The sequence below is a fragment of the Bacillus sp. RE35 genome (assembly GCF_052146655.1).
GTDB lineage: Bacteria > Bacillota > Bacilli > Bacillales > Bacillaceae_G > Bacillus_A > Bacillus_A cereus.
The window spans coordinates 4765978-4779330 of sequence record NZ_CP197377.1 but is presented as its reverse complement, the minus strand read 5'-3'; the positions used below and the strand labels follow the sequence as shown (position 1 = coordinate 4779330).

Genomic DNA, 13353 nt, shown 5'->3' with positions numbered 1-13353 from the left:
ATGGAAGTTTCATTAGGATGCCCGCAAATAGCGAGAGGATTTTGTCGTTCATTGTCGGTAAGTCGATATTCCTTGTTGAAGTGCTGATGAAACTTTATTCACTAACATAAAATCAAGAAAATGATATTCTTATGGGGCATAGCCACATCGCTATCAAGCTAAGGTTTTTAAGTACCCTCTAAACGAAAAGTTTATTTCTCTATAGTTAGTAATTTTGGGAAATCAGTTCATTTTTTGTTTTTGAGATGTTTACTTTTCTTAAGTTGATAGGCATGGGATCATCACATTAAAAAAGATAAATGTACGTTAAGACATATTTTTGAAACATGTTAATTAGCTCACAGTTCACTATGCATCTTGTTTTGTTAAATATATTAAACCACCTCTCGATATTCGAGAGGTGGTTCATGTTTATTTATTCACAATTCTATTATATGAATTAATGGTTAAAATGTAGTAAACAAGGTAGATTACACCATACGTTGTCATAGCATAAATAAATGAAATGACATCTTGCTGTATGTCCGTACTATATTGTAAGGATACTGACATTGTTAACATGGCTGCATTTAGTATCCCAATAATTAGCGGAAAGAGAAATATAAATAATGTTTGTTTTGCTATGGTAGTCCGTACTTCTTTTTTATTTACACCAATTTTTCGTAAAATCTCATAACGATTTTTATCTGAATGTGCTTCTGTTAGCTGTTTGAAGTATATAACACTTCCTGTTGCAACTAGTAAAACTAATGCTAAAGAGCTAACTACAAAGATTTTCATCCCCGTAAGTGCCTTTATTTTTTTATACTCTTTATAGAACGTACGCATATGAGTATCGTTCCCTGCTAGCGTAATTACTATTTCAGATGTTTCCTTTGTTGTTTTTTCATTCGCTACTTTATAAGCTTTATATGTGATTGGACTGATTTGTTTTGCTACACTGTCAAACTTTGCATTATCAATTACAATGTATAAGAGCTCAGAACCAGAGGTTAGTCGTATCGCTTTTTTTTCTAACTTGTTGAGCTTAAAAGTATAATTTCCCGCAGGTAACTGAATATTGACTTTATGATCAATAAAATCAGTGGCTGGTTGATTAATGTATTGTTGGAATGCAATAGCATGCTCACCAGAAAGATTTGGTATATCTCCTAGTTTTAGAATTTTGTTCATTTTATGAAATCCACTTTCTGAAATCAAATTAACAGATAGATCATTTTTATTTTGGAATGGTGCTGAAGTATTCCCTTTTACTTGAATAACCGGAATATCTAGTTGCGCTGTAATCGGATGATCTTTGTCTTTTGAAATAACCCGTTTGATTTGATTGTCAGATGTTTCATCTTTTGAAAGATGAATATAGCTAAAAGGAGCTGTTTCATGAGCATCTTTCTCAGTGATAGAATATTCCGAGAAGCTCGCTTGAAGATATGGCAGTGCTACAGAAATTAGTAATGCGATAATTGTAAGCATAAGGGCATTTCCTTTTATACGATACAACAAGTGAGATGTTCCAATGATGTTAATCCCTTTATAGTAGTTCGGTTTATTTTTTTGTGCACGCTTTAGTAAATACACAGTTAAAGAACGAAATAATAAATATGTTCCAATAGTGACAAGGGGCATAGCAAGCATTGTTGCCCCGTGAAACATAAACCAATAACTACTTACGAGTAAAATAATCGAAACTACGGCAGAGACGATAGATGCTTTTGGTACTTTCTCCCCTCTTTTCTCTGCTTGGAATAATTCAATTAATTTAAAGCGATAAATTAAAAGATATGATTGAAGGGATGTAAAAATTGTAATGGCTGTAAATGTAATAGTGGTATTCATAATTGCTTCTATAGGAATACTAAAATTCACATCGACTGGAGCACCTACGAGTTTAAGGAGTAACATGATAAACAATCTGGATAATATTATTCCTAATACGAGCCCGCATATTAAAGTGATAGCCCCGATAATTACATTTTCAAAAAATAGCATTCTTGAGATGGTTTTTTTTCTAACGCCAAGTAGGGAGTACAGACCTACTTCTTTTTTACGTTTTTTCGTGAAGAATGCATTAGAATATCCAATGAAAACTGCTACGAATGCTATTAAAACGAAAGAGGTTTGTGACATTGTACCTTCCATATTATTAACGGCGTTTTTAATTTCTGGTGTATACAATAATGAGTTGAAAGTATAGCAAATCACGACACTAATAACCATAGAGAAAATATAGAGAAGGTAGTTGTTTAAATTTCCTTTAATATTTTTTTTCGCTAAACTAAATAACGTCACTTGTACCACCTCCAAGAATGGATAAAACATCTAATATCTTTTTGAAAAAATCTTTGCCGGAAGAATTCCCCTTTACGAGTTCGGTAAACAGCGTACCATCTTTAATAAATAAAACGCGTTTACAATAGCTAGCTGCAAAGGCATCATGTGTTACCATGAGGATGGTTGCGTTATCTTCTTGGCTTAAATTTTGTAAGCTCTCCAATAAGTCTGCTGCCGATTTTGAATCGAGTGCACCAGTCGGCTCGTCAGCTAATATTAAGCTGGGTTTAGATACCATTGCACGTGAAGCAGCTGTACGCTGTTTCTGTCCCCCTGAGATTTGATACGGGTATTTGTCTAAAATAGAACGAATACCAAAGCGCTCTGAAATCTCATTAACTCTGTTTTCTATTTCTTGTACATCCATTTTTGCCAGTGCAAGTGGCAATAAAATATTATCTTTTACTGTTAACGTATCTAATAAATTATAATCTTGAAAAATGAAACCGAGTTTATCCCGCCTGAATGCAGATAATTGTTCTTCTTTCATATTTAGTATGCTCGTCCCATCAATCAAAATCTCACCGGACGTCGGTTGATCTATGGTCGCCAAAATATTTAAAAGTGTGGACTTTCCGGCACCTGAAGGTCCCATAATTCCAACAAACTCACCTTCGCGAACAGTTAAATCAATATCATGTAATGCAGTAAATGTATTTCCTTTTGTTCCATACATTTTTTTGATTTGTTTTGCGTCTACTATTGATTTCATATATATAATTCCTCCATTAAAGACGTTATTTTTTCTTACAGGATTTATTCTATATGATGTAACCCTTCAATAACCTTACAGTTTTTTAGGTTAACCTTACAGTTTTGTCACCTTACAATAAATATTCCTTTTTTTCTTTATTTTTTCCACTATAATGTGAAATAGAAGATTATGCCATCGTAATTTAATGCAGCAGTATGGGAAGTAAATATACAACGTAAATTATCTTTAATATAAGATTTTGGAGGAATAACCGTGAAAATTATGATTGTAGAAGACGAAAAAACGATTAGAGATATGTTGGGAGAGACAATAGAAAAATGGGGATTTACTACAGTAAAGGTAGAAGATTTTGACCAAGTATTATCAATATTTTTAAACAATAGTCCTCATCTTGTACTAATGGATATTAATTTACCATCATTTGATGGATTTTACTGGTGTAATAAAATGAGAGAAACTTCAAAAGCGCCGATTATTTTTCTTTCATCTCGTAATACACCAATGGATATGGTAATGGCGATGAATATGGGTGGAGATGATTTTATTAATAAACCGTTTCATACTGATGTTTTAATGGCAAAGATTAATGCGCTCTTGCGCAGAACGTATACGTATATAGAAGACATAGAGTTAAATGTTATTGAGCATGATGGGGTTGTGCTCAACCTTAAAACCTACAATGTTTCTTATGTGAATGAAGCCATTACGCTAACTAAAAATGAATTTATTATTTTAAAACTTCTCATGCAAAATAAAGGAACAGTTGTAAGCCGAACAAAGATAATGCGCAGTCTTTGGGCTGATGAAAGATTCGTGGACGAAAACACCTTAACCGTTAATATTACACGGATACGCAAGAAAATTACTGACCTCGGTAAGGAAGGATTCATTACTACTAAGAAAGGGTATGGGTATATCATTTTATGAGTTTTTTTCAATATATAAAAGATAAACGATTCTTTTTCATACTGTACTTTATATTAATGTTGTTTGTTTCATTAATTATGGTTGTAAATGATAGTCAGAATCTCGTGATTAAAAATCTGTTCTATACTCACATTATTTGTTTCCTTTCCGTAAGTCTGTATATTACTGTTGGATATTATTATCGGAGATCTTTTTACCTGGAGTTAAATAATCTAATAGAGAATCAAAAGGAAGATTTTCCTATAGAATTGATTGAGCCACAAAATTATGAACAAGCTTTATATGTCAAAATGATAAAAATAGTACGGGACAATCATTCTAAGCAACTTCAAAAGTTGATTCACGAGAAAGTAGATCACCAAGATTTTATTATGTCCTGGGTTCACGAGGTAAAGCTTCCAATTGCCGCAAGTAATTTACTCATTGAGAACAGTACGGGAAAAACAGTAGATTTTCTCGTAGATAAGTTTGAAGATGAGCTGAACAAAATTGATAATTATGTGGAACAGGCTCTTTACTATTCACGGATTGACTCGTTTTCTAAAGACTATTTCATTACAGATGTACAGTTGAATCAAATCATTAAACAAAGTGTAAAAAAATATGCCAAAATCTTTATCACGAAACGAATTCACTTTCATATGGAGGAAGTGCAGAAATTCGTTCAAAGTGATAGCAAATGGCTTGCATTTATCATAGACCAAATCACTGCAAATGCTTTAAAGTATGTAAATGAAGGTGGAGAGATTTTTTTTCGTTTTGAGGAGGATCATGAAGAAAAACGATTGCTTATTCAAGATACAGGCATTGGGATAAAGCAAGAAGATATACATCGTGTGTTCGAAAGAGGATTCACAGGTTCTAATGGAAGAACACATACAAAATCTACTGGGATGGGGCTGTACCTTGTAAAACAAATGGTTTTGAAATTGGGACATGATATTTCTATTCAATCACAAGAAGGAAAATATACAAGGGTTACCATCCATTTCCCAAAAATAAGAAATTACTATCATTTCCTGTGAAGAGTAGACCAGGAATGCTTTTAGAATACTTTTAAAAAATATTAAAGTATGTCTATATGTATAAAGAGTTACCTAATATAGAAAGACACCCAAAAGTTATCAAAGGTTCTAATTCGCCTTTTCAATCTTCTACAGCAAAACGGGCGGAAATCTCATCGATATGAGAAGAAAACGGTCTTTGATATATTAGGTATCGTTTACAATTGTACCATGTCTGATAATCAAGCGGCTTAATTCAAAAAATGAAACCCTTTAGGGTTTATTTCGTATGCTAATCTTTAAATTTCCTTATATTTTTCATGTTGTAAACCTCCATTGTATTAATAATATTATTTTATATAGTATCACAAATATAATAGGTTAATAGTCATTATAATGTGAAGAAAGATACTTAATTGACGGAGAACTAAACAAAATAATGGATAACAAAACGATCGAACTTTTTATAAAAATTGCATAGTAATTTATGCTCTTAAGTTGATGGGGATTATTCTAGTAGGTAACCATTTCTTATTGTACAAATTGGATAGACTAGTTTACAATCGAGCGTATAAAAATGGAATGAAAAAGGGGGAGTAAAATGAAGCGCATTTCAATTTTAATAGCGGATGATGAGGCAGAAATTGCTGATTTAATTGAGATACATTTAGAAAAAGAAGGGTACCACGTCGTGAAAGCAGCTGATGGAGAAGAGGCAATTCATATTATTGAAACGCAGCCAATCGACTTGGTAATTTTAGATATTATGATGCCGAAAATGGATGGGTATGAGGTGACGCGTCAAATTCGCACGAAACATCATATGCCGATTATTTTTTTAAGCGCGAAAACTTCGGACTTTGATAAGGTGACAGGTCTTGTACTAGGCGCGGATGATTATATGACGAAGCCTTTCACACCGATTGAATTAGTTGCACGTGTAAATGCACAACTGCGTAGGTTTTTTACGTTAAATCAACCGAAAGTAGCGGAGAGTAAATCTGCTTTAGAACTAGGCGGAGTCGTAATTAATCCCGAGCGTAGGACGGTTGATGTATATGGTGAGCAAATTGAATTAACGCCGAAAGAGTTTGATATTTTATATTTATTAGCGAGTCATCCGAAGAAAGTGTACAATGTAGAAAATATTTTTCAGCACGTATGGGCAGACGATTATTATGAAGGTGGAAATACAGTAATGGTACATATTCGTACGTTGCGGAAGAAACTTGGAGAAGATAAAAGAAAGGATAAATTAATAAAAACAGTGTGGGGAGTAGGTTATACTTTTAATGGCTAATATGATGAAAAGTTTTCGATTTAAAATGATTGCCTTATTTGCGTTAAGTATGGTACTTGCAGCAACTGTAACTTATATAATTTATAAAGGATTGCAGCTGTATTATAAAACGATGGTTCGCTACGAAGAGCCTTTAGCACAATTTAGGTCAATGGTAAGGGAATTTGGAGACATTAATTTCTTTTTAATTTTCTTTATTCCGTTATCTATTATCTTTTTCTTCTTTTTGACAAAACCGTATTTAAAATACTTTGATGAAATTTCTAATGGGATTCATCATCTTGCGAACGGTAACTTTACGAATAAAGTTCAAGTTTCATCAAATGATGAGTTTGGAAATATCGCGCGTGAAATAAATGTTGCAAGTGAAAAGTTAAAAGAAGCTGTTGAAAGAGGAGACTTTGCTGAAAGTAGTAAAGATCAGCTTGTTGTGAATTTAGCTCATGATTTAAGAACACCATTAACATCCGTGTTAGGATATTTAGATTTAATTCTTAAAGATGAAAATTTAACAAAAGAACAAATTAAACATTTCTCCACAATTGCATATACAAAATCGCAAAGACTGGAAAGTTTAATTGATGAGCTATTTGAAATTACACGTATGAATTATGGCATGCTAAAGCTGGATAAAAAGCCGATTGATATAAGTGAGTTGCTTATACAGTTAGAGGAGGAATTGTATCCGTTATTAGAAAAACATCATTTAGAAGCTAGATTGAATGTGGCTCCTCATTTACCGATGCACGGTGATGGAAAATTGTTAGCTAGAGTATTTGAAAACTTGTTAACAAATGCCGTTCGTTACGGCTATGATGGACAATTTGTTGATATGAATGGGTATGTTGATAATGGAGAAGTTGTCGTACAAATTATGAATTACGGAGATAGCATCCCGGAAGAAGATTTACCGTATCTTTTTGATATGTTCTATACAGGTGATAAAGCAAGAACTGAGAACCGTGGCGGGACAGGCCTTGGACTATTTATTGCGAAAAATATTGTCGAGCAACATAACGGTACGATTTCTGCTGAGAGCAATGTAGTTAGAACGATATTTGAAGTACGATTGCCAAAAGACGAGAATGTAACAATTTAATAAAAATTTAAACTTTACCCCACTTTTTATTTTAATAGTTTTTTCTATTCTATACGTAAGTTACGTTAAGGAGGAACTAGAAATGAAAAAGTGGGTATTTATTTCTTTTTTTATAGTATGCACAGTATGTGTAGGCGTTTATATATCACCGTTATTTCAAAAGGAAATCGACGTTAAAATTGTCGGGAAAGATGAGCTAGTAAAGGCGGCAAACACCGATGGGAAAGAGATTACGAAGGAACAAATTTATAAGGGCGATTTATTATTAGTTAACAGGGATTACCCAGTAAAAAAAGATAGTATTAGGTCTGATATTATAAATGTAAATCATAATAGTGAATTAGTGAGAGGCTATGTAATATTTGATAGAAATCTTCGTTTATCAAAGGATGTTGTGAAAAAGTTTTTGAACGTTGTCGATGCGGCTGGAAAAGAAAGTGTTAACCATTTTTTGATTAGTAGTGGCTATAGAGATTTCCAAGAGCAAAAACAGCTATATGAAAAAATGGGATCTGATTATGCACTTCCAGCAGGATACAGTGAACATAACTTAGGATTATCACTGGACATTGGGTCTACTCAAAAGAAAATGGAGAAAGCGCCTGAAGGAAAATGGATTGAAGAGAACGTATGGAAGCATGGCTTTGTATTACGTTATCCGAAAAATAAAAGTAACATTACAGGCATTCAATATGAGCCATGGCATATACGTTATGTAGGCTTACCTCATAGCGCAATTATGCAAAAAAAGAATTTCACACTAGAGGAATATTTAGAGTTTTTAAAAGAGGAAAAAGAGATTTCAACTGAAGTCGAAGGTAAGAAATATACTGTTTCTTATTATAAAGTTTCTGAGAATATGAAAGTGAACGTTCCAGCAAACAAGCAGTATGAAATTTCCGGGAACAATATGGATGGGGTTATTGTGACGGTTCAGGAATAGAAAAAGAGGTTGTTCCGTTTGGAGCAACCTCTTCGTATATATAAGAAAGGAAGTGACGTTTTTTGTCGGTAAATCGATATTCTTTGTCGAATCGTTAATATATTATAAGTTATGATAGATATAATTGAAAAATCGTTGATATATTGTAAGTTATGATAGATATATTCAAAAAATCGTTGATATAATTTCCTATACTATTAGCATTTTGGAGGAGCATCTTTTTATTCGCCTTTAAACATTATAACGTTATATTTACTTCTCCCTTTTTTTGTGTTACGCTAAACGTGTGAAAGAGATATAAAAATGAAACTTTAATGTAAGCGTATTCTTATGGCTTCTTATAGAAAAGGGTGGAAGTACAATGACAGAACGATTCGTACTACGTAATGTGAAACGTGTGAACGGGGAAGAGATTGACATTGTAATTGAAAATAATAAAATCGCACAGGTGACGAAAGCTGGTGCTGGTGAGGGTGGAAAGGTTCTTGATTGCTCTGGTACTTACGTATCGAGTGGCTGGATTGATTTACACGTTCATGCTTTTTCAGAGTTTGATCCGTATGGCGATGAAGTGGATGAAATTGGCGTTAAGCAAGGGGTAACGACAATTGTTGATGCGGGTAGCTGCGGAGCTGATCGCATTGCAGATTTAGTAAAAAGTAGAGAACAGGCAAAGACAAATTTATTTGCCTTTTTAAATATTTCTCGCATCGGTTTGAAACGAATTGATGAATTATCCAATATGGAATGGATAGATAAAGAGAAAGTGATAGAAGCAGTAGAAAAGTATAAAGATGTAATCGTTGGGTTAAAGGCGAGAATGAGTAAAAGCGTCGTTTGTGATAGTGGAATTGAACCGCTGCATGTAGCGCGCTCTTTATCCCGTGAAACATCATTACCGATTATGGTACATATCGGTTCAGCGCCTCCTCGCATTGAGGAAGTTGTACCTCTTTTAGAAAAAGATGATGTTATTACACATTACTTAAACGGGAAAGAAAATAACTTATTTGATGAAGAAGGCAAACCGCTACCTGTGTTACTAGATGCAGTGAATCGCGGCGTACATTTAGATGTTGGTCACGGTAATGCTAGTTTTTCTTTTAAAGTAGCAGAAGCAGCGAAGCGTCACGGTATTGCCTTTCATACAATTAGTACAGATATTTACCGAAAGAATCGTATACACGGTCCAGTATATAGTATGGCTCACGTTCTTTCGAAATTCCTTTACTTAGGTTATCCGCTAGAAGAAGTAATTAATGCGGTTACGAAAAATGCGGCAGAGTGGCTGAAGAAACCAGAGCTTGGCCGTATTCAAGAAGGCGATATTGCAAACTTAACTTTATTTACGGTGAAAGATGAGAAGATTACGTTAATCGATTCAGAAGGGGACCAGCGCATTGCTAAAAAAAGAATTGATACAAAAGGGGTTGTAATTAATGGGTCATTCATTGAATGCTAAGTACGGATTAAAAAGAGTAATTAATGCGAGCGGTAGAATGAGTATTTTAGGTGTATCTGCTCCTACAGATACAGTAATGGATGCGTTGAAACATGGTGGACAAAATTATGTGGAAATTGCTGATTTAGTAGATAAAGCAGGAGACCATATTGCGAGAATTCTAGATTCAGAGGCAGCGGTCGTTGTGAATTCAGCATCGAGCGGAATTGCGCTTTCTATCGCTGGTATCGTTACAGAAGGAAATCGCCGTAAAAGTGAAAGACTTCATCAAGAAGTAATCGCGAAAAACGAAGTGATTATGTTAAAAGGTCATAATGTTCAATACGGTGCTCCTGTTGAAACGATGATTTACTTAGGCGGCGGTAAACTTGTAGAAGTTGGCTATGCAAATGAAGGGAAAGCAGAGCATATTGAAGATGCAATTGGTGAAAATACAGCAGCGATTCTGTATGTGAAATCACATCATGCAGTGCAAAAAAATATGATTTCTGTTGAAGAAGCATGGGAAGTTGCGCAGCGAAATAACGTACCGCTTATCGTGGATGCAGCAGCTGAAGAAGACATTCAAAAATATGTGAAGTATTCAGATCTTGCTATTTATAGCGGTTCAAAGGCGATTGAAGGACCTACTTCTGGTATTGTTGGCGGGAAACGAAAATATATTGAGTGGCTGAAAGTGCAATTACATTGCATTGGAAGAAGTATGAAGGTTGGGAAAGAAACAACATTTGGCTTACTTCAAGCGCTTGATGAGTACGGAGTAAAAGAAGATAAGAGCGAGCAAGAAAAAGAATTGCTACAAGTACTTATGCCGCTAAAAGAATTAAATGGTGTAAATGTAACGATCGTTCAAGATGAAGCTGGAAGAGCAATCTTTAGAGCACGTATTCATATTAACGAAAAAGAGTTAAATAAATCGGCAAAAGACGTTGTGGCTGCATTACGCGACGGGGAAATTGCAATTTACACACGTGATTACGGAGTAAGACAAGGGTTCTTTGATATCGATCCACGTCCACTTCAAGGTGATGACATACATGTAATTGAAGAAAAAATGAGAGAAATTGTAGGGGGAAACTAAAATGACAAACATTCAAAAACGTTTTTATAAAGGCCGCGTAGCATTAAATGTATTGGCAAACAATATCCAAAATGCGAAAGATATTTTTGAAGCAGCAGAAGGTTATGTAGTAGTGGGAGTGTTATCAAAAGACTATCCAACAGTAGAAGAAGCTGTTACAGCTATGAAAGCATATGGAAAAGAAATTGATGACGCTGTATCAATCGGATTAGGCGCAGGAGATAATCGCCAAGCGGCAGTTGTGGCTGAAATTGCGAAGCATTATCCTGGTAGCCATATTAACCAAGTGTTTCCTTCAGTTGGAGCGACACGTGCAAATCTTGGCAAAAAAGATAGCTGGATTAATAGTTTAGTATCGCCAACAGGAAAAGTAGGTTACGTAAATATTTCTACTGGCCCAATTAGTGCGGCTGGAGAAGAAAAAGCAATCGTTCCAATTAAAACAGCGATTGCACTTGTACGTGATATGGGCGGAAATTCATTGAAGTACTTCCCGATGAAAGGGCTAGCCCATGAAGAAGAATATCGCGCAGTTGCGAAAGCTTGTGCGGAAGAAGGATTCGCATTAGAGCCAACAGGCGGAATTGATAAAGAAAACTTCGAAACAATTGTACGTATTGCGCTTGAGGCAAATGTAGAGCAAGTTATCCCGCACGTGTACTCTTCTATTATTGATAAAGAAACTGGTAACACGAAAGTAGAAGATGTGCGTGAATTATTAGCAGTCGTGAAGAAGCTAGTTGATCAATATGCGTAAGAAAATTGCAGCGTTCGGCGAAGTAATGATGCGCCTGCAAGTACCTGGATATGAATTGTTGTCGCAAGCTAACACGTTAAATTACTCATTTTCAGGTACAGGTGTGAACGTTGCAGCGGCACTTTCTCACTTAGGGCATGAAGGGCTTCTTATTTCAACTTTACCGGAAAATTCGGTTGGAGATGCAGCTGTATCTTACATTCAAAAGTTAGGAATTCAAACTTCTCTTGTTTCAAGAGGTGGTAAATATGTAGGTATGTATTTTTTAGAAAATGGATTCGGTGCACGTGCAAGCCGCGTTACGTATTCGAATCGACTAGAAAGTAGCTTCAATACGGCGTCTGAAGAGATATACCAATTTGAAGAAATTGCTAAGGAAATTGATATCGTTCATTTTTGCGGTATTACACTTGCGATGAATGATATGGTGCGCCATCATATGAAGTCTTTAGCGAGAGCAGTTAAAGAAAACGGAGGAACCGTCGTTTTTGATTGTAATTATCGTCCATCACTTTGGGGAGAAGACGGATATGAACAGGCAAAACCGCATTATGAAGAAATGCTGGGACTTGCTGATATCGTTATGATGAACGAAAAAGATGCAATGTTTGTTTTAGGAATAAAAACCGAAGAAACGGAGCGAGAGGCGCAACTTGTTGATCTTATTCCAAAGGTAGCTGAAACGTATCATATCGCTACAATCGCTGGTACTCATCGCTCTATTAACAGTGATAATACACATTCGCTTCGCGGGTTTATATGTAAAGATGGAACGTTCACTTTTGCAAAAACACTTACGTTTTCTGTATATGATAGAATAGGTGCTGGAGATGCTTATACGAGCGGAATTATTCATGGCGAGATAAAGGAGTTCGCACCAGAGAAAGCTGTTTCATTTGCGTCAGCAGCTGGAATGCTAGCACATACAATCGTCGGTGATACGCCAATGTCATCAGAGAAGGATATACTTCGGGCAATGACGGCATCAGTAGGTGATGTAGAAAGGTAGTGGGTGTAACGGTGAACGTAACGAGAAAAAAAGGACCATTATATTTGCAAATAAAAAATATTATTCGTGATCGAATATTGCATGGTGTATATGCGATTCATACGAATATCCCTTCCGAACCGCAGTTAGAAGAAGAGTTCAAAGTGAGTAAAATTACAGTGCGAAATGCGATTAAAGAACTCGCTCAAGAAGGATATTTGGAAAAGAAAAGCGGTAAAGGAACGAAAGTCATCCGCAATACTTCTGCGACAAAACTGTCAAAGGGTAAGAAATTTACTGAAGTGTTAGTGGAAGAAGGATATAAAGTACAGAAGAAATTGCTAAAAGCAGAAATTGTGCAGAATGAAGAAGGAACAGTGCCATTTCGATTATTCGGTAAGGAGAGTTTTCGTATTGAACGTTTATATACGTTAAATGATGCACCGTACATTCATTATACGCACTATTTCTCAGCAGGAATGGCAAGTTCAGATTTATCGGATTTTGACTTGCAATCGCTTTATGATTTAGTTGAAGACCGAGGTATTCATTTAGAAAACTTCAGAGATGAATTCGCTGTTGGACTCGCGCCTAGTTTCGTTGCAGAAGCGCTAGGTGAAAAAGAGGGGACAGCGCTATTAAAACGCATGCGTTATTCTTACGATGAAGTTGGCGAAGTAATTGAATATAGCGAAGGCTACTACAATACAGAAATGCAGCATTATGTAGTGAATTATGACGTATAA

The 13353-nt window shown here is 35.3% G+C and carries 12 protein-coding genes and 1 pseudogene; 11 read left to right on the top strand and 2 right to left on the bottom strand.

Annotated elements, in window-relative coordinates; genetic code table 11:
* Positions 1 to 411: 411 nt before the first annotated feature.
* Positions 412 to 2289, bottom strand: coding sequence for an FtsX-like permease family protein (locus ACTL4X_RS24485; protein ID WP_144560724.1), 1878 nt, complete (start codon positions 2287 to 2289; stop codon positions 412 to 414).
* Positions 2276 to 3043, bottom strand: a complete 768-nt coding sequence (locus ACTL4X_RS24480) for an ABC transporter ATP-binding protein (RefSeq protein WP_000836478.1) — start codon at positions 3041 to 3043, stop codon at positions 2276 to 2278. The genes ACTL4X_RS24485 and ACTL4X_RS24480 overlap by 14 nt, the downstream gene beginning before the upstream one ends.
* Before the next feature lie 255 nt (positions 3044 to 3298).
* On the opposite strand from ACTL4X_RS24480, the gene ACTL4X_RS24475 reads away from it, so the two are divergent.
* From ACTL4X_RS24475 to ACTL4X_RS24425, 11 genes and pseudogenes are all read left to right on the top strand, one after another.
* A complete protein-coding gene (locus ACTL4X_RS24475) occupies positions 3299 to 3973 on the top strand; it encodes a response regulator transcription factor (RefSeq protein WP_053563467.1) in 675 nt (224 codons plus the stop codon).
* Positions 3970 to 4998 (top strand): sensor histidine kinase, encoded by a 1029-nt coding sequence (locus ACTL4X_RS24470; protein ID WP_053563468.1) that lies wholly within the window; start codon positions 3970 to 3972, stop codon positions 4996 to 4998. The genes ACTL4X_RS24475 and ACTL4X_RS24470 overlap by 4 nt, the downstream gene beginning before the upstream one ends.
* 81 nt (positions 4999 to 5079) lie before the next feature.
* Positions 5080 to 5232, top strand: a pseudogene (locus ACTL4X_RS24465) (IS4 family transposase); the annotation flags it as partial.
* 346 nt (positions 5233 to 5578) lie between these two features.
* Complete coding sequence (locus ACTL4X_RS24460; protein WP_000822489.1) at positions 5579 to 6277, top strand: response regulator transcription factor; 699 nt, start codon at positions 5579 to 5581, stop codon at positions 6275 to 6277.
* The gene (locus ACTL4X_RS24455) at positions 6270 to 7376 is read left to right on the top strand and encodes a sensor histidine kinase (protein WP_000002598.1); all 1107 of its coding nucleotides are present in this window, start codon (positions 6270 to 6272) and stop codon (positions 7374 to 7376) included. Before ACTL4X_RS24460 ends, ACTL4X_RS24455 begins: the two co-directional genes overlap by 8 nt.
* An 82-nt stretch (positions 7377 to 7458) precedes the next feature.
* Positions 7459 to 8319 carry a D-Ala-D-Ala carboxypeptidase VanY gene (locus ACTL4X_RS24450; RefSeq protein WP_000759406.1) on the top strand — a complete coding sequence of 287 codons (861 nt, stop codon included), beginning with the start codon at positions 7459 to 7461 and terminating at the stop codon, positions 8317 to 8319.
* A gap of 361 nt (positions 8320 to 8680) precedes the next feature.
* Positions 8681 to 9781, top strand: coding sequence for an amidohydrolase/deacetylase family metallohydrolase (locus tag ACTL4X_RS24445; protein WP_086692014.1), 1101 nt, complete (start codon positions 8681 to 8683; stop codon positions 9779 to 9781).
* Positions 9759 to 10862, top strand: a complete 1104-nt coding sequence (locus tag ACTL4X_RS24440; RefSeq protein ID WP_000510085.1) for a DgaE family pyridoxal phosphate-dependent ammonia lyase — start codon at positions 9759 to 9761, stop codon at positions 10860 to 10862. Before ACTL4X_RS24445 ends, ACTL4X_RS24440 begins: the two co-directional genes overlap by 23 nt.
* 1 nt (position 10863) lies before the next feature.
* On the top strand, positions 10864 to 11619 hold the full coding sequence (gene dagF / locus ACTL4X_RS24435; RefSeq protein ID WP_078386035.1) for a 2-dehydro-3-deoxy-phosphogluconate aldolase: 756 nt from the start codon (positions 10864 to 10866) through the stop codon (positions 11617 to 11619).
* On the top strand, positions 11612 to 12628 hold the full coding sequence (locus ACTL4X_RS24430) for a sugar kinase (RefSeq protein WP_017656840.1): 1017 nt from the start codon (positions 11612 to 11614) through the stop codon (positions 12626 to 12628). The genes dagF and ACTL4X_RS24430 overlap by 8 nt, the downstream gene beginning before the upstream one ends.
* The gene (locus ACTL4X_RS24425; RefSeq protein ID WP_000539278.1) at positions 12628 to 13353 is read left to right on the top strand and encodes a GntR family transcriptional regulator; all 726 of its coding nucleotides are present in this window, start codon (positions 12628 to 12630) and stop codon (positions 13351 to 13353) included. The genes ACTL4X_RS24430 and ACTL4X_RS24425 overlap by 1 nt, the downstream gene beginning before the upstream one ends.